This is a genomic window from Sphingorhabdus sp. YGSMI21, from assembly GCF_002776575.1.
In the GTDB taxonomy this organism is placed as follows: Bacteria; Pseudomonadota; Alphaproteobacteria; order Sphingomonadales; family Sphingomonadaceae; genus Parasphingorhabdus.
In genome coordinates this window covers 931,083-953,416 of sequence record NZ_CP022548.1, presented here as the reverse complement: position 1 = coordinate 953,416, position 22,334 = coordinate 931,083, and the positions used below count along the sequence as shown (strand labels likewise).

General features: G+C 61.1%; 22 protein-coding genes, 1 pseudogene and 1 riboswitch. Of the genes and pseudogenes, 10 read left to right on the top strand and 13 right to left on the bottom strand.

Annotated elements, in window-relative coordinates:
• The first annotated feature begins 1 nt into the window (after nucleotide 1).
• The gene (locus CHN51_RS04555) at nucleotides 2-1,075 is read left to right on the top strand and encodes an MBL fold metallo-hydrolase (RefSeq protein ID WP_100092956.1); all 1,074 of its coding nucleotides are present in this window, start codon (nucleotides 2-4) and stop codon (nucleotides 1,073-1,075) included.
• Nucleotides 1,076-1,181: 106 nt separating this feature from the next.
• Nucleotides 1,182-2,186: an NADP-dependent oxidoreductase gene (locus tag CHN51_RS04550; RefSeq protein ID WP_100092955.1), complete on the top strand. Its 1,005-nt coding sequence runs from the start codon at nucleotides 1,182-1,184 to the stop codon at nucleotides 2,184-2,186.
• On the opposite strand, the gene CHN51_RS04545 is transcribed toward CHN51_RS04550, so the two are convergent.
• Entirely contained in the window at nucleotides 2,183-3,397 is a 1,215-nt protein-coding gene (locus CHN51_RS04545) for an MFS transporter (RefSeq protein ID WP_100092954.1), read from the bottom strand. The two genes, CHN51_RS04550 and CHN51_RS04545, sit on opposite strands and share 4 nt — an antisense overlap.
• A 52-nt stretch (nucleotides 3,398-3,449) precedes the next feature.
• The gene (locus tag CHN51_RS04540) at nucleotides 3,450-4,133 is read right to left on the bottom strand and encodes a DJ-1/PfpI family protein (protein WP_100092953.1); all 684 of its coding nucleotides are present in this window, start codon (nucleotides 4,131-4,133) and stop codon (nucleotides 3,450-3,452) included.
• A gap of 18 nt (nucleotides 4,134-4,151) precedes the next feature.
• Nucleotides 4,152-4,237: riboswitch (ZMP/ZTP riboswitch) on the bottom strand.
• 84 nt (nucleotides 4,238-4,321) lie between these two features.
• Between CHN51_RS04540 and CHN51_RS04535 the strand changes: the two genes are divergently transcribed.
• Complete coding sequence (locus tag CHN51_RS04535; protein WP_100092952.1) at nucleotides 4,322-5,041, top strand: TonB family protein; 720 nt, start codon at nucleotides 4,322-4,324, stop codon at nucleotides 5,039-5,041.
• A gap of 6 nt (nucleotides 5,042-5,047) precedes the next feature.
• On the opposite strand, the gene CHN51_RS04530 is transcribed toward CHN51_RS04535, so the two are convergent.
• Together CHN51_RS04530 and CHN51_RS04525 are read right to left on the bottom strand one after the other, a co-directional pair.
• On the bottom strand, nucleotides 5,048-5,563 hold the full coding sequence (locus CHN51_RS04530; RefSeq protein ID WP_100092951.1) for a DUF1993 domain-containing protein: 516 nt from the start codon (nucleotides 5,561-5,563) through the stop codon (nucleotides 5,048-5,050).
• 36 nt (nucleotides 5,564-5,599) lie between these two features.
• On the bottom strand, nucleotides 5,600-6,016 hold the full coding sequence (locus tag CHN51_RS04525) for an MAPEG family protein (RefSeq protein WP_100092950.1): 417 nt from the start codon (nucleotides 6,014-6,016) through the stop codon (nucleotides 5,600-5,602).
• A 169-nt stretch (nucleotides 6,017-6,185) separates the two neighbouring features.
• On the opposite strand from CHN51_RS04525, the gene CHN51_RS04520 reads away from it, so the two are divergent.
• The 3 genes from CHN51_RS04520 to polA all read left to right on the top strand — a co-directional run bounded on the left by CHN51_RS04520 (nucleotide 6,186) and on the right by polA (nucleotide 10,904).
• Nucleotides 6,186-7,073, top strand: a complete 888-nt coding sequence (locus CHN51_RS04520; RefSeq protein ID WP_100092949.1) for a LysR family transcriptional regulator — start codon at nucleotides 6,186-6,188, stop codon at nucleotides 7,071-7,073.
• Between the two features lie 127 nt (nucleotides 7,074-7,200).
• On the top strand, nucleotides 7,201-8,049 hold the full coding sequence (locus tag CHN51_RS04515) for a GGDEF domain-containing protein (protein ID WP_100092948.1): 849 nt from the start codon (nucleotides 7,201-7,203) through the stop codon (nucleotides 8,047-8,049).
• Between the two features lie 50 nt (nucleotides 8,050-8,099).
• Complete coding sequence (gene polA / locus CHN51_RS04510) at nucleotides 8,100-10,904, top strand: DNA polymerase I (protein WP_100095428.1); 2,805 nt, start codon at nucleotides 8,100-8,102, stop codon at nucleotides 10,902-10,904.
• An 8-nt stretch (nucleotides 10,905-10,912) separates the two neighbouring features.
• Here polA and CHN51_RS04505 read toward each other — a convergent pair whose 3' ends face one another.
• The 8 genes and pseudogenes from CHN51_RS04505 to CHN51_RS04470 form a co-directional block, all read right to left on the bottom strand.
• Entirely contained in the window at nucleotides 10,913-11,062 is a 150-nt protein-coding gene (locus CHN51_RS04505) for a DUF2474 family protein (RefSeq protein ID WP_100092947.1), read from the bottom strand.
• Nucleotides 11,062-12,066, bottom strand: coding sequence for a cytochrome d ubiquinol oxidase subunit II (gene cydB, locus CHN51_RS04500; RefSeq protein ID WP_100092946.1), 1,005 nt, complete (start codon nucleotides 12,064-12,066; stop codon nucleotides 11,062-11,064). Before cydB ends, CHN51_RS04505 begins: the two co-directional genes overlap by 1 nt.
• Nucleotides 12,063-13,484 carry a cytochrome ubiquinol oxidase subunit I gene (locus CHN51_RS04495; RefSeq protein ID WP_100092945.1) on the bottom strand — a complete coding sequence of 474 codons (1,422 nt, stop codon included), beginning with the start codon at nucleotides 13,482-13,484 and terminating at the stop codon, nucleotides 12,063-12,065. The genes cydB and CHN51_RS04495 overlap by 4 nt, the downstream gene beginning before the upstream one ends.
• Nucleotides 13,481-15,250 (bottom strand): annotated as a pseudogene (gene sulP, locus CHN51_RS04490) (sulfate permease); the annotation flags it as partial. The pseudogene sulP and the gene CHN51_RS04495, both read right to left, overlap by 4 nt.
• A 9-nt stretch (nucleotides 15,251-15,259) precedes the next feature.
• A complete protein-coding gene (locus tag CHN51_RS04485) occupies nucleotides 15,260-16,855 on the bottom strand; it encodes a bifunctional protein tyrosine phosphatase family protein/NAD(P)/FAD-dependent oxidoreductase (protein WP_100092943.1) in 1,596 nt (531 codons plus the stop codon).
• A gap of 28 nt (nucleotides 16,856-16,883) precedes the next feature.
• Entirely contained in the window at nucleotides 16,884-17,291 is a 408-nt protein-coding gene (locus CHN51_RS04480) for a DUF6691 family protein (protein WP_100092942.1), read from the bottom strand.
• Nucleotides 17,288-17,728, bottom strand: a complete 441-nt coding sequence (locus tag CHN51_RS04475) for a YeeE/YedE thiosulfate transporter family protein (RefSeq protein WP_100092941.1) — start codon at nucleotides 17,726-17,728, stop codon at nucleotides 17,288-17,290. Before CHN51_RS04475 ends, CHN51_RS04480 begins: the two co-directional genes overlap by 4 nt.
• Nucleotides 17,728-18,645 (bottom strand): MBL fold metallo-hydrolase, encoded by a 918-nt coding sequence (locus CHN51_RS04470; RefSeq protein ID WP_100092940.1) that lies wholly within the window; start codon nucleotides 18,643-18,645, stop codon nucleotides 17,728-17,730. The genes CHN51_RS04475 and CHN51_RS04470 overlap by 1 nt, the downstream gene beginning before the upstream one ends.
• Nucleotides 18,646-18,745: 100 nt before the next feature.
• On the opposite strand from CHN51_RS04470, the gene CHN51_RS04465 reads away from it, so the two are divergent.
• From CHN51_RS04465 to CHN51_RS04450, 4 genes are all read left to right on the top strand, one after another.
• Nucleotides 18,746-19,378: a peroxiredoxin gene (locus CHN51_RS04465; protein ID WP_100092939.1), complete on the top strand. Its 633-nt coding sequence runs from the start codon at nucleotides 18,746-18,748 to the stop codon at nucleotides 19,376-19,378.
• Nucleotides 19,375-19,773 carry a metalloregulator ArsR/SmtB family transcription factor gene (locus CHN51_RS04460; RefSeq protein ID WP_100092938.1) on the top strand — a complete coding sequence of 133 codons (399 nt, stop codon included), beginning with the start codon at nucleotides 19,375-19,377 and terminating at the stop codon, nucleotides 19,771-19,773. The genes CHN51_RS04465 and CHN51_RS04460 overlap by 4 nt, the downstream gene beginning before the upstream one ends.
• Nucleotides 19,774-19,788: 15 nt before the next feature.
• Nucleotides 19,789-20,664 carry a class I SAM-dependent methyltransferase gene (locus CHN51_RS04455; protein ID WP_100092937.1) on the top strand — a complete coding sequence of 292 codons (876 nt, stop codon included), beginning with the start codon at nucleotides 19,789-19,791 and terminating at the stop codon, nucleotides 20,662-20,664.
• A gap of 75 nt (nucleotides 20,665-20,739) precedes the next feature.
• Nucleotides 20,740-21,537 carry a hypothetical protein gene (locus CHN51_RS04450; RefSeq protein ID WP_100092936.1) on the top strand — a complete coding sequence of 266 codons (798 nt, stop codon included), beginning with the start codon at nucleotides 20,740-20,742 and terminating at the stop codon, nucleotides 21,535-21,537.
• Between the two features lie 9 nt (nucleotides 21,538-21,546).
• Here CHN51_RS04450 and CHN51_RS04445 read toward each other — a convergent pair whose 3' ends face one another.
• On the bottom strand, nucleotides 21,547-22,317 hold the full coding sequence (locus tag CHN51_RS04445; RefSeq protein ID WP_123906231.1) for a hypothetical protein: 771 nt from the start codon (nucleotides 22,315-22,317) through the stop codon (nucleotides 21,547-21,549).
• Nucleotides 22,318-22,334: the final 17 nt, after the last annotated feature.

Here is a 22,334-nt window from a genome sequence, read left to right as displayed (position 1 = left end):
AATGAAGAAGCTGGGCCTGGGTCTGTTGCTGCTGATACTGTTCGGGACGGGCGCCGCCCTGTTGTTTCAGGAGCAGATCGGAGAGCGGCTGTTTGCCGGTGCGGTCGAGACCGCGGTGACGCGCGATGTCATTGGCGATCTGCCGGACGGCATGCATGTCGCGCTCTGCGGGTCCGGATCGCCGTTGCCCGATCCGACCCGGGCCGGACCCTGTTCGGCGGTGATCATCGACGGCAAGCTGTTCATTGTCGATATCGGCGGCGGCGCGGTGCGCAATCTGGGGCTGATGGGCCTCAATCCGGGCGCGACCGAAGCCCTGCTGCTCACCCATTTCCACAGCGATCATATCGACGGCATGGGCGAATTGATGCTGCAGCGCTGGGCTGGTGGCGGTCGTGACGCGCCGCTGCCGGTGATCGCGCCTGAGGGCGTCGGAGCGATCGTCGACGGTCTCAACGCGGCTTATGCTGCCGATGTGCAATATCGCATCGCCCATCATGGCGAAGCGACGATGCCGGCTTCCGGTGCGGGCGGCGCGGCGCAGCCCTTCACCATCCCCGAGGGACAGGACCAGATGGTCGTCTACGACAAGGATGATATCCGGATCACCGCATTTTCCGTGGCCCATAAACCGATCGCGCCCGCGGTCGGCTATCGTTTTGATTACAAGGGCCGCTCGGTCGTTTTCAGCGGTGATACGGTGAAGCTGCCAGCGGTTGCCAAGGCCTGCAGCGGCTGCGATCTGCTGGTCCACGAGGTGCTGAACGCCAAGATGGTCGGCACGCTGGAAACAGCATTCGAAAAAGCCGGACGCAAACGGCTGGTGAAAATCATGGCGGACATTCCCGACTATCATACGACGCCGGTCGAGGCGGCGGAGACGGCAAAGGCCGGCAAGGCGAAGATGCTGGTTTTCTCGCATATCGTTCCGGCGCTGCCGCTCGGCTATCTTGACGCCTATTTCATGAGAGGCGCCGATGCCGCTTATGATGGTCCGATCGTGCTCGGCAAAGACGGGATGCTGTTCAGCCTTCCCGCCAATAAGGATAGTATCGAACAGGGCGATTTGCTTTAATTTGGCGGTAATTCCTGTGCTCCTGCGCAGGCAGGAGCCCATCTCCTGACATGGCGTCTAAATGCACAAGCGGGAGATGGGCCCCCGCCTTCGCGAGGGCACGACTATGACCATCAACCGATATTGGCGGCTGAATTCTCGCCCCGAAGCACAGGATGTTTCAGGCTCGCTGTCGCTGGAAAGCGAGCCAATGCCGGAACTCGCCGATGGCGAGGTGCTGGTCAAAGCGGCCTATCTGTCGATGGACGCGGGCACGCGGATGTGGATGACCGAACGCGAGGACAGCTATCAGCCGCCGCTGGAACTCGGCACGAAGATGGTCGGGCTGGTGCTCGGCCATGTCGCGGCTTCCCGCCATGACGGTTTTGCCGAGGGCGATCTGGTGCGCGGATTCGGGCAATGGGCGGACTTTAGCGTGATGCAGCCGGAGTTGGCCGGACTGGTCAAGGTCGACAACGCCATCGACGATATCAAACAGCATTTCGGCGTGCTCGGCTTCAACGGCTGGACCGCGCTTTGGGGGATCAAGGAAACGGCAGGCGTGAAGGCCGGCGACAATGTGCTGGTCTCTGCCGCTGCCGGGTCTACCGGCGTGCTGGCCTGCCAGGTCGCGAAGATATTGGGCGCCAATGTCTATGGCCTTGCCGGAGGACCCGATAAATGCCGCTGGCTGGAAGACGAGCTCGGCATCACCAAGGCGATCGATTACAAGAATGACGATATCGCCGCCGAACTGGCCAAGGTCGAGGGTGGCATAAACGCCTATTTCGACAATGTCGGCGGGCCGATACTCGACGCGGTGCTGCCCAATATGGCGCTCTACGGCCGGATCGCGCTTTGCGGTCTGCTCGCCCAATATGAGGGCGACGGCCGCGGGCGCGGGCCGGAGCAGTTCGACCAGATATTGATGAAGCGGCTGCGCATCGAAGGCTTTTTCTCGCCCGATTTTGCCGATCAGGGCGAACGGCTGACGGTGGAGCTGAAAGGCTGGCTCGACCAGGGACTGATCGACACGCCGTTCGACGTGACCGAAGGGATCGAGAATGTCCTGACCGCTTATGGAAAATTGTTCAGCGGCGGCAATATCGGCAAGGTGCTGGTGAAGGTCTAGGCTCTGGCCTGGCGGAAGCGCAGGCCCCAGAGCGACAGGCCCATGATGGCCAGCGCATAGCAGATCGCCATGACCGAAATCCCGGGCCATCCGGCATATTCATATGTCGCCGCGCCCAGCCAGCTCGATATGCCGCCGCCGATGAACATGATGACGATATAGATGGTCATCAGCCTTGTGCGGATCTCCGGCGCGCGTTTGAACAGGATTGTCCGGCTGCAGATATCCACCGAAGCTCCGCCAATCGTATTGAAGATGACCGCGATGACCAGAAGGACCAGATTCTGGCCGGCAAAGGGGAGGATGCAGACACCGATCAGCTGTGCCAGCGAGAAATAGATGCGCGCGCGCTCGGCGCCGATACGGTCTGCGAACCGGCCGGCAAAGGGCGAGCCGAAGACGTTGATAATGGCAATGATCGCCAGATAGCCAACCGTATCGACACCATAGCCGTTGCGCGGCAAGTGCAGGCCGATCGCCAGCCAGATAGCGAGAAACAGGCCGAAGGACAGCGCCTGTATCAGCCCGCCCAGCGGTACCTCCGGCAGGGATTTCATGATCGGCCAGAGCGAGCGAAGCAGCTCGCCATAGCGCGGTGGCTCGACGCCAGACGGTTTCTCGTCCCGTCTGCGCTCCATGATCAGCGGCAGCAGGATCACCAGCAAGGCCATGCACGCCACCCCGACCCAATATGCCGAGCGCCAGCCGAAATAATGGCCGAGCAGACCGCCGCCGACCCGGCTGCCCAATATGCCGAGCGTCACGCCCGCGGTCATGATGCCGGTGACATGGCCAATGCGTTCCGGGGCCACGCGTTTCGTCACATAGGCCGGCAGCAGATAGGGGGCGATGGTGACAAAGCCGAGCAGCGAGGAAGCGGCGACAAATATCACGAAGCTGCCGGACAGGGCCATGGCGAGCATCGCCAGAAACTGTCCGCCGACAAAGATCGTCACCAGCGTGCGGTTGTTGATCCGGTCTCCAAGCGGCAACAGCAGCAATATGCCCAGCGCAAGCGCGATCTGGTTGAACGCCGGAGCCAGTCCGACGGTCGCGCCGCTGACACCGAATTCCTCGGCGACCGGCGTGATCAGGGGATGGAGATAATAGCCGTTGGCGATCACCGCCGCAGACGACAGCGCGAAGAGGAAGAGCCGCAGCTCGCTGATGCGGGCGGGCGCACGGCTTTCGATCGGGGCGGGACTGTTCATTCCCCACTGCGCTTACGCGATAAGCAGCGCAGCGGAAAAGGAAATTCCGGACCTATGGCCTATCAATAATGTCGGCCAGATCCCCGGCCGCCTTTTCGTAGACGCGGTCCAGCAGGGCAGCGAGCAGATCGGGATCGGCGACATCGGGGTGGCCGCTGTCGAACGGCGGGTGCGGATCATATTCGAGGCTGAGCTGGATTGATTCGGCCCATTGCTGTCCGGCGATTTCCGCCACCACGGTCAGGGCGAAGTCGATGCCCGAAGTTACCCCGCCGGCGGTGATGATATTGCCATCCTTGACCACCCGCGCTTTTTCATGCGTTGCGCCGAATTTTTCGAGCAGGCCGGTATAGGCCCAATGGCTGGTCGCCCGCCTGCCCTCCAGCAGCCCTGCCGCGCCGAGCGCCAGCGAACCGGTGCATACCGAGGTGACATATCGGGCAGCCGCGGCCTGATCGCGCATGAATTGCAGCGTGGCTTCATCCTGAATGACATCCCGGGTGCCGAAACCGCCGGGCACGCACAGCAGGTCGGCTTGCGGGCAGCCGATGAAATCGGTCGAGGGGAGAATGGCGAAACCGCTGTCTGTCTGTATCGGCTTGATATCCTTCGCCGCCGTGTGAACGACGGCGCCGGGAATCCGGCAAAGCACCTGCGCTGGACCGGTAAAATCCAGCTGGGTGATGCCGTCAAACAGCAGAAAGACGATGTGAAAGGGTTTCGGACTGTCGGTCATGGGGCTGCTCCATAGTTTGAGAGGCGCCCAGGCGATCGGCTTTTGAAAATTCGTCCGCTCCCCGATGGTAAGCCATCCTGATCTCGCCAGTCACGAACAGCGCCGATATACCAGAAAATACGCTTGGCACCAAACCGGAACCGGCGCCGGCCAGAATTTATTCATGCTTCCCATGCTAGATAGGCTGCATGAACTATGTGGCGGAAACCGGCTGGCGGCAGCGCACCAAATCCATAGCGGGCGTGATCTTCATTCATCTCGCGATCGGCTATGCGCTGGTCAGCGCTATGGGCATGGACGTTGCAAAGACTGTGACGGCGGGATTCACGGTCATCAATGTCACGCCACCGCTGCCGCCGGAGCCAGCCCCCGCCGAGAAGCCGGCGGAAGCCTTGGAAAAGCCAACCTCGCCGGAAAATCTGAACGCTGCGCCGACCCAGATTGTGGCGCCGATACCGGAGATCAAACTCGAGATAGAATCGCCGGTGATTGCCGCGCCGGTTGCCGGACCTGGAGATGAATCCAGCGCCGGTGCTTCCGATCAGGCCGGGCCGGGCTTCGGCAGTGGCGGGCAGGGTGATGGCTACGGCGGCGGTGGTATTGTCTCCGGTCCGCGCTATGTTTCCGGGGCAATCAGCCGCAAGGATATCCCACGATCCGTTTGGCAATCCGGCAATCGGGGCAATGTGGTGGCCCATTTCACCGTCGGCGCGGATGGCCGGGCAAGCGACTGCCGGATTCACCAATCCAGTGGTCACGCCACCCTTGATGCCACCACTTGCAAGCTGATTGAACAGCGTTTTCGCTTTGAACCGGCGCGGGACGCAAGCGGCCGGGCGGTGGCGCGACCCTATGGCTGGCTGCAGGAATGGTGGCAGGATGGCCGCGGGCCGCAGCGGGCCGACTGAGCCGCCCTACATGCCCATATATTCGCGTTTGCCGATCGCTACACCTTGCATCCGCAACAGATTATAGGCGGTGGTGACGTGGAAGTAGAGATTGGGCAGGAAGAAGCTGAGAACATAGGTCTCGCCGTCCAGCTCGATGGTCTGTTCCGGACCGATCGGCATGGTGATTTTCATGCCGGCATTGCCATCGATCGTCGCATCATCGGTAGCGGCGACTGTCGCCGCACATTCGGCAATCCGTCCGATCAGGGCGTCGAATGTTTCCCCTTCCATCGGCAGGTTCGGCAGATCGTCGGGCGTGGTTCCGCTCATCCGCGCCGCACCACGAACGGCAAATTCGGTGATCATCTGCACCTGCCATTTCAGATCGTTCATGTCGGGAAACAGGCGCGCGCCGAGATAGGCCTCTTCGGCGGTCCCGGCTGCCTCTGCGGTTGCCCTGGCCTTTTCCAGAACCGTGGTCAGTCCGCGAAACGCCTGCGCGGTGGAGTCTTTGAAAATCCTGGAGAGGGCAGTGGTCATGATATGTCTTTCTGAGATCGGGTGGAACGGGAAGGTCTAGAACAGGCCGGCGACCAGATAGCCGCCCAGCGCGATGAAGCTGCCAAAGGTGCTGAGCGCGCCTATGGCCCGGAAGGCCTGAAAAATCTTGCCGGTTTCCGCACCGTGCGAACCGGAAACCGTCGACAGGGCAATGGCGTGCAAAATGCGGCCGATGATGAAGACGATGGCGATGATCCGGACGATATCATTGGGCACCACCGTCATTTCCGCCAGCGCCAGCACGACGATGAACAGGGCGGCATTTTCGGCGAGATTGGCATGACGACGGACCTTGCGTTCCAGCGCCGGATCGCCGCCGGTGCCCAGGGCAATCCGGTTGCGGATGCGGTGCATGCCGACCGCAATCATCAATATCGCCTGCAATATAACGAGAATAGCGCCGGTAAAGGCCGCGATAATCGGTATGGTCATGGGCACTCTCCTGATAGTCGATATTGTCCTGGCTCAACCTGCGGCAGGGGTGGTGCGATGACAAGATTTTTATCGGCGTAAAAACAGGATGTCAAAGCGACGGATTGCACCTTGCTGGTGCAAATTTTAGCCATGCAATGCCGGGCTCTTGCCGCTACAGTCCGCGCTTATGGACTGGGAAGAGGTCAAGACGTTCCGCATGGTTATGAAAGTCGGCACGGTGCGTGCCGCCGCCAAACAGCTTGGCGTGCACCACAGCACCGTAAGCCGCAGGATCGAACAATTGGAAAAGTCGCTCGACAGCCGTCTGTTCGAGCGCCGGCCGGAAGGCTATTTCCCGACCGCGTCGGGGGAGGATCTGGCGCGCGTCGCCGACCGGTTCTCTGAAGAATTATTTGCAGTGGAGCGCCATATCGCCGGGCGTGACAATGAACTGACCGGCACTCTCAAGGTGACCATGGCCGAACCCTTCGCGGTGGCCTTTTTCGCGGACCGCCTGCCCGAGTTCTGCGATGCCTATCCGGGGCTCGACCTGCAAATTCTTACCAGCTTCGACTTGCTCGATGTCGCCCGGCGGGAAGCGGATATCGCGATCCGGATGGACAATAATCCGCCCGATGCCCTGGTCGGCAAACGGCTGTTTTCCTATTATACGTCCATTTATGCCAACCCGGACTATCTGGCGCGTCAGGATTTTGAAAACCGGCCGGAAGATGCGCGTTGGATCGGCTGGAGCGAGCATGACGGCCGCTATCCCGACTGGACCCAGGACAGCGAATATGCGCGGGTGCCGGTCTGGGGCAGCTTTGCCAGCATGACTTTGCAGGTACAGATGGCGCGGGCCGGAATGGGTCTGGTGATGGTTCCCTGCATCGCCGCCGACGGCGTGCCCGGTCTGGTGCGGGCAACCAACCGCGATCCGGTACCCTCGCGCGATATCTGGATATTGACCCACGAGGATTTGCGCAGGACCGCCCGGGTTCGCGCCTTCATGGATTTTGCCGAAACGGTGCTGCGCGACAACCGGGCGGCCTTGCAGGGAATCCTGCCCGATTGAGGCCCGGAAAAGCCGGTCTCCGGACCGACCTGCCCCAGAACAACACAATATGCGCGCCAATCAAGACCAGCGCGTTAACCAATGATCTGCATAGGCGTTCAATATATCTCCGCTATTGGACAGTTTCATGAACACAACAATGTCCAGCTTGTCGCCCGTTCGACAGACCGCCATCATTTCGGCCATCGCGGCATTGTTATCGGTTACGTTCACCGGAATCGTCTATTTCCTGTTCTTCGGCGTGGACGACCGTTTCTGGCCGGCGCTCAACATGTCTTTTCTGATTCCCTGGGCGATTACCTTCCCGCTGGGCCTTTACATGTCGAAACAGCGGTTCAAGCTCGTCCGGCTGACCAACCGGCTCAAGGAAACGCAATCCGACTTGCGCCAAGCGAACAAGGCGCTCGAACAGCGGGCCAATTTCGACGGCATGACCGGGTTGCTCAGCCGCGACAGCTTTTTCGCCCAGCTCGATATATTGCGCGTGAATGACCAGTCCAATGTGCTGATGATCGTCGACGTTGATCACTTCAAGAAAATCAACGATAATTTCGGACATCCGATAGGCGACAAGGCGCTGATCCTGCTGGGTGACGTCTTCCGGAAAATCTTGCGCAAGGATGACGTGGTCGGCCGGATCGGCGGCGAGGAATTCGGCATATTCCTGCCCGACACCAGCGCGCCGGAAGGACAGATCATCGGCGAGATCATCCGGCACGAGATCGAGAACACGATCTTCGAGCCGCACCGCAATATGCGGCATGTGATCACGGTCAGCATCGGCGTTGCCGATATCGCCCCGCATCAGGACCGGGCCGCGCTCATGGGCAATGCGGACACCGCCTTGTTCACCGCCAAACGGCGCGGGCGCAACCAGGTTGCGCTGTTCGAACCGGGCATGAGCGCCAAGCCGCGCCCCGTCCACGATCGGGTCCAGGATTTCAAACCATTTGTCGTCCATTCAAATTTCCGCTGAAGCAGAATTTGAAATGACGAAGGCTGCTGGTACTGCTAGTGCTGGCAGCCATGACGGACCCTACAGACAGCAAACCCAACCATCTCTATCTTGTTGACGGCTCGGCCTATATTTTCCGTGCCTATCACCGCCTGCCGCCGCTGACCAATGTCCGCGGCGAACCGGTCGGCGCGGTCTATGGCTATACGACGATGTTGTGGAAGCTCGCCGACGAGCTGAACAAGGCCGACGGTCCGACCCATATGGCGGTGGTGCTGGACAAGGCGGGAACCAGTTTCCGCAACGATCTCTATGATCAGTATAAGGCCAACCGGCCGGAGGCACCGGAGGATCTGAAGCCGCAATTCCCGATGATCCGCGATGCCACGCGGGCATTCTCGCTGCCGCTGATCGAGGAAGAAAATGTCGAGGCCGACGACATGATCGCCTCTTATACCAAGGCGGCTCTGGCCGAGGGCTGGAAGGTCACGATCGTCTCGTCCGACAAGGATCTGATGCAGCTGATCGAGCCGCATGACGACAGCCGCGTCGACATGCTCGATACGATGAAGAACGCCCGGATGAACCGCGCCACGGTCGAGGAGAAATTCGGCGTCGGGCCGGAGAAGCTGGGCGATGTGCTTGGCTTGATGGGCGACAGTTCGGACAATATCCCCGGCGTGCCGGGCATCGGGCCGAAGACGGCGTCCAAATTGATCAACGAATATGGTGATATCGAAAGCGTTCTCGCCGCCGCGCCGGAGATGAAGAAATCCAAGATGCGCGACAATTTGGTCGAATTTGCCGATCAGGCGCGGCTGTCGCGCGAGCTGGTGACCCTGCGCGAGGATTGCCCGCTGCCCGATACGCTGGAGAGTTTCCTGATCCAGGATATTCCCGATGGGCCGCTGCGCGAATTTCTGGCGGATCACGGGTTCAACAGCCTGCTCCGCAAACTGGGTGGCGACGGCCATGCCGAACCGCAAAATCCCGATGTGGCGGAGGAAGCCGGTACTCCGGTTGCCGCAAAATTGCCGGACGCACCGGCGATAGATCGCAGCACTTATGAATGTGTGCAGGACATTGATACGCTGGACCAGTGGATCGCGCGGGCAACGGCGCAAGGCGTCTGCGCGGTGGATCTGGAAACCGACAGTCTCGAAAGCGTCACCGCGCGCATCGTCGGCGTCTGTCTGGCCACCGGTCCCAACGAGGCCTGCTATGTCCCGCTCGGCCATGGCAGCGGCGACATGTTCGGCGAGACGCCGCAGCAGATCGGGCTGGAGGATGCGCTGGCGAAGCTCAAGCCGCTGCTCGAGGATGATGCGGTGCTGAAAGTCGGTCAGAATCTGAAATATGACATGGGCGTACTGGCCCAGCATGATATCAGCATCGCGCCTTTTGACGACACTTTGGTGATGAGTTTCAATCTCGATGCCGGCCTGCATGGTCATGGTATGGACGAACTTTCCAAGCTGCATCTCGGGCACGAATGTATCAGCTTCAAGTCGCTCACCGGCACCGGCAAGAAGGCGATCGGCTTTGCCGAAGTGCCGCTCGACAAGGCGACCGAATATGGCGCGGAGGACGCCGATGTCACGCTGCGCCTGTGGGAAATATTGCGGCTGCGGATGGTCCCGGAACGGGCGACGCGTGTCTATCAGATGGTCGACCGTCCACTGGTGCCGGTGATTGCCGGGATGGAAGCCAGCGGCGTGCTGGTCGACCGCGAGGAACTGGCGCGATTGTCCAAGACATTTGCCGAGGAAATGGAAAAGCTGGAAGCGGATATCCACGAACTGGCGGGCGAATCCTTTTCCATCGGCAGTCCCAAGCAGCTGGGTGAAATCCTGTTCGGCAAGCTCGGTCTGAAGGGCGGCAAGAAGGGTAAGTCTGGTCAATATTCGACCGATGTCACGGTGCTCGAACGGCTGGCCGGCGATGGTGAACCGATCGCGCAAAAGGTGGTCGACTGGCGGCAGCTGGCGAAGCTGAAATCCACCTATACCGATGCGCTGCAGGAGCAGATCAATCCGGAAACCGGACGGGTGCACACGTCCTACAGCCTGAGCGGCGCGCAGACCGGTCGGCTGTCCTCGACCGAACCCAATTTGCAGAATATCCCGATCCGCACCGAGATCGGGCGGCAGATACGGCAGGCCTTTGTCGCTGCACCGGGCAATGTCATTCTCGCCGCCGACTATAGCCAGATCGAACTCCGGCTGGCGGCGCATATCGCCGATGTAGAGACATTGAAGGAGGCGTTTGCGAACGGCGAGGATATCCATAACCGGACCGCGCGCGAGCTGTTCGGGGCCGAAGACCGCGACGCCCGCGCCCGTGCCAAGACGATCAATTTCGCCATACTCTACGGCATTTCGCGCTGGGGTCTGGCCAAGCGGCTCGAGGTTGATCCGGATGAAGCCCAAGCGATGATCGATACCTATTTCGAGCGTTTTCCCGGCATCAACCAGTATATCTCGAAGACGCTGCAATCGGTCCGCGAGACCGGCTATACCGAGACATTATTTGGCCGAAAGACATGGTTCGAGCGGATCAAATCCCCCAATCAGGCCGAACGTCAGGGCAGCGAGCGGGCCGCGATCAACGCGCCGATCCAGGGCACCAGCGCCGACATTATCAAGCGCGCGATGGCGCGGATGCTGCCTGCCCTGGCCGAGGCCGGACTGGATAAGGTCCGGATGCTGATGCAGGTCCACGATGAACTGGTCTTCGAATTGCCCGAGGGTGATGTCGAAGCCGCCAGCACGGTGATCCGCACGGTCATGTCCGGCGCGGCGGAACCGGCGGTAAAACTATCGGTGCCGCTGGATGTGGATATCGGGACTGGCAAGAGCTGGGACGAGGCGCACTAGGCGCCGGGTCAGGTCTTGATCCAGAAGCGGATGAAATAGCCGACTGTGCCGACTGCCAGCACGCCCATCGCCCAATAGGCGAGCATCCAGAGCAAGCGTTTCGGCAAAGGTGCGCCGTCGGCCTTTTTGCCGTCGGTCGAGAGCGGATCAAAAGCCATTAATGGTAACCGTCCGATCCGACCTTGCCACGGAACACCCAATAGGCCCAGGCGGTGTAGGCGAGGATGACCGGGACCATGATGGCCGCGCCGACCAGCATGAACAGCTGGCTTTCATAGGGAGCGGCGGCTTCCCAGATCGTGACCCGGCCGGGGATGACATCCGGCCACATCGAGACCGCAAGGCCAACGAGACACAGCCCGAACAGTCCGAGCGCGTAGAAAAAGGGTGCGGCTTCCTGGCGTTTGGACAGGCTGCGGAAAAACAGCACCGAGACGACCAGCGTCGCCAGCGGGATCTGCGCGGTGGCCAGTACGCCGGGATAGGCGAGCCAGCGGCTGTAATATTCTTCCTCGAGAAAGGGCGTGGCGGCGCTGACCGCGATGATCGCGAGCAACAGCAAGATGCCGAGCCGGCCGGCATAGCTGTAGCACTGGCGCTGCAGCGGGCCTTCGGTTTTCCAGATCAGCCAGCAGCAGCCGAGCAGCGCATAGCCGGCCAGCAGGGCAAAGCCGGTTAATATGCTGAACGGGGTCAGCCATTCCCACCAGCCGCCGGCATAAGCGCGGCCCTCGACCGTGATGCCCTGCAAGAGGGCGCCGAGGGTGACTCCCTGCGCAAAGGTCGCGATCACTGATCCGGCGGTAAAGGCGAAGTCCCAGCGGGCCCGGTGCGAGGGATCGCGCCAGCGGAACTCGAAGGCCACGCCGCGCAGCACCAAACCCAGCAGCATAGCGATCAAAGGCGCGTAGAGCGCTGGCAGGATGATCGCATAGGCGAGCGGGAAAGCGGCCAGCAATCCACCACCACCCAGCACCAGCCAGGTCTCATTGCCGTCCCAGACCGGCGCGATGCTGTTCATCGCCGTGTCGCGGTCCTGGCCGACCTTGAAATTGGGAAACAAGATGCCGATGCCGAGATCGAACCCGTCCATGATCACATAGACGACCACGGCAAAGGCGATGATGCCAGCCCAGATGACGGTCAGGTCGATGCCGTTCATGACGCTGCTCCTTCTTCATGATCCCCTTCGAGCACCGCCGCCGCCGGGGTGATCCCGGCCGAGCGGATTGGCGCGTCGTCCGGTGTTGGTTCGTGCGCCTCGGGCGTTTTTGCCGCCAGCTTGAAAATATAGACGATGCCCGCGCCGAAGACGATGAAATAGACCACCACAAAGGCGAGCAACGACATTGCGACGGCCGGCGCGTCCAGCGGCGCAGCGCTCTCGCTGGTCCGCAGCAGACCATAGACGGTGAACGGCTGGCGGCCGACTTCTGTGGTCACCCAGCCGGCGAGCACGGCGATGAAACCCGATGGTCCCATCACCAGCGCGGCGCGGTGCAGCCAGGTCCAGTCGTAGAGCTTCTTGCGCGCGCGGGCGAACAGGCTCCACAGGCCGATGCCGAGCATGGCAAAGCCGAGACCGACCATGATCCGGAACGCCCAGAAGACGATGCCGACGGGTGGCTGGTCGGCTTCGGGAATCGTATCCAGCCCAGCCAGCGGCGCATTGAGATCATGCTTGAGGATCAGCGACGAGGCCTTGGGTATCTCGATGGCATAGTCGACCCGCTTTTCCTCGCTGTTGGGAATGCCGAACAGGATCAGCGGCGCGCCATCGGGGTGGCTTTCATAATGGCCTTCCATCGCCATCACCTTGGCCGGCTGATGCTCGAGCGTGTTGAGCCCGTGCAGGTCGCCCATGAATATCTGAGTCGGAGCGACCAGCGCCGCCATCCACATCGCCATCGAGAACATCTTGCGGGCGCCGGGATTGGTCCTGTCTTTCAGCAGATGCCAGGCCCCGACCGCACCGACCGCAAAGGCGGTGGTCAGATAGGCGGCGAGCACCGTGTGCACCAGGCGGTAGGGGAAGCTGGGGTTCCAGACGATATCCCACCAGCCCGCTGCGGGCACGAACTGGCCGACATCATTGATCGCATAGCCGACCGGTGTCTGCATCCAGCTGTTCACCGACAGGATCCAGAAGGCGGAGATGAAGGTGCCGATGGCAACGGCCAGCGTCGCGACAAAATGCAGCTTGCGGCCGACCTTGTTGATACCGAACAGCATCACGCCGAGAAAACCGGCTTCGAGGAAGAAGGCGGTCAGCACTTCATAGGCCATGAGGGGCCCGATGATCGGTCCGGCCTTGTCGGAGAAGACCGACCAGTTGGTACCGAACTGGTATGACATGACGATCCCCGAGACGACGCCCATCGCAAAAACCACGGCGAAGATTTTCAACCAGTAGCGGTAGAGATTGGCGTAGACGCCCTTGTCGGTTTTCAGCCACAATCCTTCCAGAACCGCGAGATAGCTGGCGATGCCGATGGTGAAGGCAGGAAACAGAAAGTGGAAACTGACGGTGAAGGCGAATTGCACCCTCGCCAGAAGAATTGCGAGTTCATTGTCGATCATATCAGGCCTCTTGCCTTCCAAATATCAATATCAGTGTCGGCGTTATCTTCGTTTTCCGCAATTGCAATAATCGCAGTATAAGCTTCGTTTTGTGAAAGAAAAACCTGTCCGGAGAGCTGCTCCAGAAAATGCGAGCGCTTCAGCGCGTCCATCACCGGTCCCTTGACCTCCGAGAGGTGCAGGGAGATGCCCGCATCCGCCAGACGGTGGTTGATCGCCTCGATGCTTTCCAGCGCGGAGGCATCGATCGCATTGACCGCCGAGCACATCAGGATGACGTGGCGGACGCTTTTCTGCTCGGCGACCTGTTCGAGAATGAAATCCTCGAGCCAGCGCGCGTTGAGATAGGTCAGGCTTTCATCGATCCGGATAGTGAGGATGCGGGGATCGGTGAAGACCTTGTGCCGATTGACGTTGCGGAAATGCTCGGTTTCGGGAACCCGGCCGACGATGGCGGCATGGGGCCGCGAGCTGCGCCACAGGAACAGCGCGAGACTCAGGCCGACGCCTGCGATGACGCCCGGCTCGACGCCGGCGAGCAGAGTGACAATGATGGTCGCGGCCATGGCGGCAAAGTCCATTTTCGAATAGCGCCAGATCGTCCGCGGCGTCTTGAAGTCGACAAGGCTCAGCACCGCAACGATTATGGTTGCGGCCAGCGTGGCGATGGGAAGGGAGGCGAGCAGCGGGGTGAGGAACAGCGCCGCCAGAGCGATGCCGACCGCAGTGAAGGCTCCAGCGGCGGGCGTCTCCGCACCGGCATCGAAATTCACCACGGACCGGGCGAAACCGCCGGTGACCGGATAGCCGCCGGAGAAGGCCGCCGAGATATTGGCCGCGCCCAGACCGATCAGTTCCTGATCCGGGTCGATCCGCTGGCGGCGCTTGGCGGCCAGCGTCTGGCCGACAGAGACGGATTCGACAAAGCCGATGATGCTCAGCAGCAGCGCCGGTATCGCCAGCGTTTTCCACAGTTCCAGATCGACCAGCGGAACCGAGAAGGGTGGCAGGCTCTGCGGAATATCGCCGACCACGCTGACCCCCTTGGCCTCCAGATCGAACATTATCGTGGCGATGGTTGAAACGGCAACGGCGGCAATCGGCCCGGCCTTGGCCAGCAGCTCCGCCGGGCGCGCGGAAATGCCGATCCGCATCAGCAGCGGCTTCAGCCCCTTGCGGACCCAGAAGAGAAAGGCGGTCGCCGAGACGCCGATGATCAAGGTCGGGATATTGGTGGTGCCGATGGTTGCGGCAATGCTGGAAATCAGTTCGGGCATGGCCGCCCCGCTCGCCTTGATCCCGAAAATCGATTTCAGCTGGCTGGTTGCGATGATGATGCCGCTGGCGGTGATGAAGCCCGACACCACCGGATGGGAGAGCAGATTGGCCAGAAAGCCGAGCTTGAATATGCCGAGAAGCAGCAGGAACAGACCGGAGAGCAGGGCCAGAACCAGAGCGGCGGCGATAAAGTCGGCGCTGCCCGGCGGGGCAATGGCGCTGGCGGCGGTCAGGGTCATCAGTGAGACCACCGCAACCGGTCCGACCGCCAATGTCCGGCTGGTCCCGAATATCGCATAGGCGATCAGCGGCAGGATCGAGGCATAGAGCCCGATCTCCGGCGGCAATCCGGCGAGCATGGCATAAGCCAGGCTCTGCGGGATCAGCATGATCGTGACGATGATCGCGGCGACGCCGTCATTGGTCAGCGTGGTGCTGTTATAACGGCTGCCCCAGTCGAGGATAGGCAAATAGCGGGCGATTTTCATGGGCCCGGCTTATTCCGCGCCGATCCGGTGCGGTTTGACCATCCATTCGCGGCCCTTGAGCATGCCATGCCAATAGACCGGCGGCAGGATCGTGTCCTTGAGCAGCCACGACAGCCGCGATGGCCGCGTCCCGTCGATCAGCCAGTTGGGGAAGCTGGGGAGCAATTTGCCGCCATAGCCGAATTCGGCGAGCACGACCTTGCCGCGCTCGACCGTCAGCGGGCAGCTGCCATAGCCATTATAGTCGGCAATCGGCGGCTTGCCCTCCAGTGCGGCAAGCGCGTTGACTGCAACCACCGGCGCCTGTTTGCGGACGGCGGCCATGGTCTTGGCATTGGGCGCGCTGCACGCGTCGCCGAGCGCAAATATATTGGTATATTTTACGTGCCGCAGGGTGTCCGGATCGACATCGACGAACCCGCTTTCGGCAGCCAGCGGACTGGAGCGGACAAAATCGGGCGCCACTTGTGGCGGGACGACATGGATCATGTCGAACTTTATCTCGACCCTTTTGATTTCCTCGCCACGTTTCTGTTCAAATGTGGCAATCTGCGCCGGGCCGTCGACTGCCACCAGTTTGGACTCGAGATTGAGATGGACGTCATAGCGCTCAACATATTCCATCAGCGCCGGCACATATTCCTTCACGCCAAACAATACCGCGCCTGTATTGTGGAACTGCACGTCGATATTGCCCAGAACGCCCTGTTTTTCCCACTTGCTGCAAGACAGATACATCGCCTTTTGCGGCGCGCCGGCGCATTTGATCGGCATTGGCGGCTGGGTGAACAGGGCGGTTCCGTCCTTCAAGTCCTTGACCAGCCGATAAGTGTAGGGCGCGAGATCGAAGCGGTAATTGGACGTGACACCGTTCTTGCCGAGGGTCTCGGGCAGGCCGTCGATCGCCTCCCAGTCGAGCTTGATGCCCGGGCAGACGATCAGCACATCATAGCCGATATTCTGTCCGTCGGCTGTTGCAACGGAGCCATTTTCAGGATCAAAAGAGCGGACTGCAGATTTGATCCACTGCGCACGTCTGGGGATCAGGTCCTTTTCCTTGCGGTGGGTGAATTCGGCGGAAAAGGCGCCGCCGCCAACCATGGTCCAGCCGGGCTGGTAATAATGGTCGTCGGCCGGGTCGATAATCGCGAGCGAGATAGTCTTGTTCCGCTTGAGCATGCTGGCGGCGGTCGCGATACCGGCGGAGCCGCCGCCGACGATGACGACATTGAAGCGGCTGGATGTAGATGGAGTCTTCGCTGGTTTCGCCTGCGCCATTTCGGTCAATTTGGTTGAACGGGCACCGGACCGACAATAGGCGAGGACGGGAGCGGGAATATCTGCCAGCGCGGACGACATTTTCTCTCCGTCCTGATCGGTGATCGCGCCTGACACTGCCGGGACATATGCGAAATTCAGGCCCGCTTGTTGTGCGGCCTCCGCCACGGCGGCAGAACGGGGATGGTCGCCTGCCTCATCGTCGGGCCGGTTGCAGATGATCGATTTGAAGCCGGCTTTCGCCAATGCCGCGACATCGCTGAGCTCCAGTTGCGGCGATACACTTACGGTGTCACTCAACTTCGTGATTTCTGGCTTGCTCGTCATTGGACATCCTTCATTATCGTGTCTCTGCTTAACTTGTCACCCGATGCGCGATCATGCCGGTTAGCAACGCGCCGACGAAGGCCAGAGCGGGCAGGGGGTTGATCGCCAGATCCGCCAGACCCGGACCCGGACAAAGGCCGCTGATTCCCCAGCCGGTGCCGAACAGCACCGCACCGATGGTCAGTTTACGATCGATCAGGGTTGTGCCGGGCAGCGAAAAATGCGCGTCGGCAAAGGGCTTGTCGAGCCGCCGCTGGATGATCCAGGCAATGGCCATCGGGATCATCGCGCCGCCCATGACAAAGGCGAGCGTGGGGTCCCAATTGCCGAAGAGATCCAGAAATCCCTGCACACGCGCCGGATCGGCCATGCCCGAGAAGGCCAGACCCGCGCCGAATAGGGCTCCGGCGAAAAGGGCTACCAAAATCTGTTTCATAGCAAGCCTCCTGCGCGCATCAGCGCGACCGTGACAAAGCCGCTGGCCATGAAGATGGCCGTGGCGATCAAGGAGCGGGGCGACAGGCGCGACATGCCGCAGACGCCGTGGCCGCTGGTACAGCCCGAGCCAAGCCGCGTGCCATAGCCGACCAGCAAGCCGCCGATAATCAGCGGAATGACCGAGGGCGGAAAGCGGGTCTCGATCCCGCCGGTGAGCTGGGCGATTATAAATGCTCCGAGCGGCAGGCCAATAACGAAAGCGATGGCTATGCTGCGGGGCGCTCCGCCATCGGCAATGCCGGTGGCGCGCGCCGCCAGTCCGCTGACTCCGGCGATCCGACCGAGGCCGAGCAGCATCACTGCGGCTGCGACACCGATCATCAGTCCGCCGATCAGGCCTTCCAGCGGCATGGCATGGGGAAATGCAGCGAGCATCAGACGCCGTTCAACGGAACTTTGAGGTAGCGCACGCCATTGTCCTCCTCGGGCGGCAGATGGCCGGCCCGCATATTGACCTGGACAGAGGGCAGGATCAGCCGCGGCATATTCAGCGTCTTGTCGCGTTCGGTCCGCATTTTGACAAATTCGTCCTCGGTCACGCCGTCATGCGCATGGATATTGTTCTTCCGCTGTTCCGCAACCGTGGTTTCCCACACATATTCGTCGCGGCCTTCCGGCAGATAGTCATGGCACATGAACAGGCGGGTGGTGTCGGGCAGCGACAACAGGCGCCGCATCGACCGGTAAAGCTGGCGTGCGTCACCGCCGGGGAAGTCGGCCCGGGCGGTTCCGTAATCCGGCATGAACATCGTGTCGCCGACAAAGACCGCGTCGCCGACGACATAGGCGATATCGGCTGGCGTATGGCCGGGCACATGCATCACCGTCACATCGAGAGTGCCGATCTTGAACGTGTCGCCATCGGCGAACAGGCGGTCAAAATCCGATCCGTCGCGCTGGAATTCGGTTCCGGCGTTGAACAATTTGCCGAATACGTCCTGCACCGTCACGATATGCTCGCCAATGGCAATCTTGCCGCCGAGCTTTTCCTGCAGATAGGGCGCAGCCGACAGATGGTCGGCATGGGCATGGGTTTCGAGCAGCCACTGGACCGTCAGGCCCTGTTCCTTGACATAGGCAATCACCTCGTCGGCGGACTCGAAGGACGTCCGGCCGGAAGCCGGGTCGAAATCGAATACGCTGTCGATGATGGCGGCGCATTTCGTCTCCTTGTCGTGCACGACATAAGTCACCGTGAACGTCGGCTGATCGAAAAAAGCCTGGATAACGGGGAGATGCTGCTGCGCGCGGGAGATTTGTTCCGTTGCATGAATCAGTGCCGAATCAGTCATAGATAATTCCTCAAATTCATATTTACATAAACTATGTAATACATTATATGTGTTGCGTCAATATGCCAACACTGCCAATTCTCGGGAGAGGTGAAAATTAATGTCAGACGCGTTGCAGGTAAAGTCAGGGTCATTGCGTATAGGGGACGTCGCCCCGGACTTTGAGGCGCGCACGACCCGTGGCCCGGTCAAACTTTCGGATTATCGTGGACGCTGGCTGATCTTCTTCTCACATCCCGCCGATTTCACCCCGGTCTGCACCACCGAATTTGTCGCTCTGGCACGTCATCAGGACCAGTTTGAGGCGCTGGACTGTGCTTTGCTCGGCCTGTCGGTGGACAGCCTCTATTCCCATCTCGCCTGGGCGCGGGCGATCGAGGACAAGTTCGACGTCAAAATCCCTTTCCCGATTGTCGAGGACCCCAGCATGGCGGTCGGTCGTGCCTTTGGCATGATCGACGAAACCGCCGCCGATTCTGCGGCGATGCGTACGAGCTATTTCATCGACCCCGAAGGCGTGGTCCGCGCGACCACCTGCTATCCGCACAATGTCGGGCGTTCGGTTGACGAGATGATCCGCCTGCTGGCGGCGCTGCAACTTGCCGACAAGGCCGATGTCCTGATCCCGGAAGGGTGGCAGCCCGGTGATGATGTGCTTCAGATCCCACCGCTCTCGGAGACGGAAATCAGCCGGGAGGACGACTGGTTCTGCCACAAGGTGAAGGCCCCGTGACGGCGATTTACGAAAGCCGTGACCGCGCCGATGCCGCGACCGAGAAGCTTAAAATCTTCGCCCAGCCGCAGCGGCTGATGATCCTCTCTTTTCTGCTGCGCGGCGAAAACAGCGTCAGCGAGATCGATGCCGCAACCGGTATCGGCCAGCCGGCGCTCAGCCAGCAGCTAGCGGCGCTGCGACAGGCGGATGTCGTGAAGACGCGCCGCGAGGGCAAGCAGATCTGGTATGATCTTGCCGACGATGCCTCGCGCCTCTGTGTGCGGACGATGGAGGCCCTGCTGACCGACAAGCCCGATCCGCAGCAGATCATGGAGGCTGCGACCAGGACCGTCGCGCCGAAGAAAAAACCGGTCACCGGTACGGGGACGGCCAGCTTCGCGAAAATATTATAGAGCAGGAACACGCGCATGAGCAACGACAGCAATATTTCAGACCAGCAACCGCAGGAATTGAAACCGGAAGACTGGGCCGGTGAAATGGGGCTCAAATGGCTGGCCAGCCTGTCGCTGTTCGAAGAGATGATCGCCCCGATAGGCGAAGCTCTGCTGGCGCGCGCCGCATATCAGGACGGTGAAACGGTGATCGATCTGGGTTGTGGTGGCGGGGCCACGACGCTGGCCATCGGCGAGGCGGTTGCGCCCTCCGGCAAGGTCATGGGTCTTGATATATCCCCCGACCTGATCGCCGCCGCGCGGGAACGGGCCGACCGGTCCGATGCCGGCAATGTGGAATTTACCTGCGCCGACGCCGCCACGGCGCAATTGCCGGACGCGCCTTATGACCGGCTCTTCTCCCGCTTCGGCAGCATGTTTTTTGAGGAGCCGGTCAGCGCTTTCAAAAATCTCCACGCTCTGGTCCGCCCAGGCGGGCGCATCGATCTGGCGGTCTGGGGGCCGCCGCGCGACAATTTGTGGATGATGGAAATGATGGGCGTCGTCCGGAACCATGTCGAAATCCCCCCGGCGGTGCCGCGCGCGCCAGGCCCCTTTGCCTTCGAGGATCTGGCATATCTCGGCGAGATACTGGACGGCAGTGGCTTCACCAATGTCGATGTCGCCGCCTATGAAGCCCTGCAACCGGTCGGCGGAATCGGTGCCACGCCCGAGAAAGCCGTCGAATTCGCCTTTGCTTCGATGGCGGTCGGCCGGGCGCTGAGCGACAAGGGCGATGCGGTCATTACCGCCGCCAGCAAGGAACTGGCCGACGTCTTTGCCCGGCACCATATCCCCGGCAAGGGCGTGATGATGAAAGGCAAGGTCTGGCTGGTATCGGCAACCGCCTGAATTTCACCGGATTGACTTGCTTTTACGACTCGATCGCTTAGATTTGTCCGGACAAATTGAGAGGGGATTGGATCGATGGTAGCGGGATATATGCTTCTCCAGGCGGCGGTATTGGCGACTGCTCCGGATGCGGGGTCTGATATTGCCGACCTGCTGTCCGGCACGTTCAGCAACGAGGAACAGGTCTATTTCGAGAAAGACGCCGGCCGCGCGGCACCGCCCTGGCTGTCGCTCCGCATCTCTCGGAACAAGGATGGCCTGACGCTGGAGCCGATAGATGCATACGGAGAGACAATTGGCGCAACCAAGCCAGTTGTCATCTCCGCCGGTGCAGCGCGCAGCACGGTCCGGGTCGGGTCTTGCAGCCGCTATTTCGAACGGACCGGTGAAGGCTGGCGCTATGGCGCGGTGCAGAATCGGATGGCCTGCAAGCAGGACTATCAGATCATTGCCGTCAATCCCGACGGCGTCCAGCTGCGTCTGAACGACGGTTCCGAGACAATCCTGAAACGGGCAAGGCCGGTGCAATGCTGGGCGGCGATTCCCAAGGCAGAGCCGAAGGCAGACGGCAGCACCGACTGGGTCTTCGCTGGCGATCTGGCATTGCATGACCAGGGTGGCCGTGCGCGCGTCGGGGGTGGTGACAGCGGCGCCGAAGCGGTGACATTGCGGATGCGGGCGGTGCACTGGCCCGCGCCCAGCCGCAACCGGCCAAGCATGGTGCTCTACGTGCACAAGCAGGACCCCGACCGGGCCGAGAGCTATAGCTGGGCCGATATCGACGCAAGCCGGGTTGGCCTCAACCTGCGCTGGATGCAGGCCAGCTGCACGATTTCCGGCGCCGAACGGCCGTCCGGACCCGGCGCCGACTAGATCCGCGAGCTACTCGACCGGCGGCTCGAACAAGCCGGCGTCGATAACGCCATTGACCCTTGTCTCGGTCCAGAATACTTCGTTCGCCTTGCGGCCGTCATAATAAAGAGTGACGTGGCGGGCCTGCAACCAGCGCGGATTCTGCAGCTCGACAAAATCGTCGTACAGTCTCTGATGCCAGCCCTTGGGCGTGCGAAAGCCCATGGAACGGATGGCATGGCTTTCCCGGTCAACGCCGAACAGGGTCTGTCCCCCGCCCGGATCGGTCAGCTGCACCATGTAAAGCGCATGGCCCGCTAAGGTGTCGTCGGGCATTCTCGTGGCGACAAAGCCCGGCTTGCCGGCGTGGCGGATGATGCCGAAACCGAAATTGCTGGCCCAGAACCGGTCTGCCTCTGCCTTGGGTGTGATCCCGCGTTCGGTCCAGGTCGTTTCACCATCGAAACCGACCTCGAAGACCAGCCGGTCGCCGGCTTTTGCGATGATCCTGACCTTGCCGTCCGCGCCATGGGCGACTTCCCGATCGGGATCGAATATCCGCCACATTCGGTAATCATCGGCCACCGCGCGCGGTTCATGGCCCGTTTCGCCATAGAATATCGCGCGGCCTGACAGACTCAGCGTGCGCGCATTGGCCCATTGGTCACCCCCGGCCGCTTCCCGCGCCAGCGCCAATATCTCCGCACCGGTCGGCGAGGTTTCCGACTGTGCCTGCGCTGCCGGCATGGCCAGCGCGAACAAGGCCAGCAGCAATGGTGCATATAATCTTAAACGGTTCATCACGGGTCTCCCGAAAC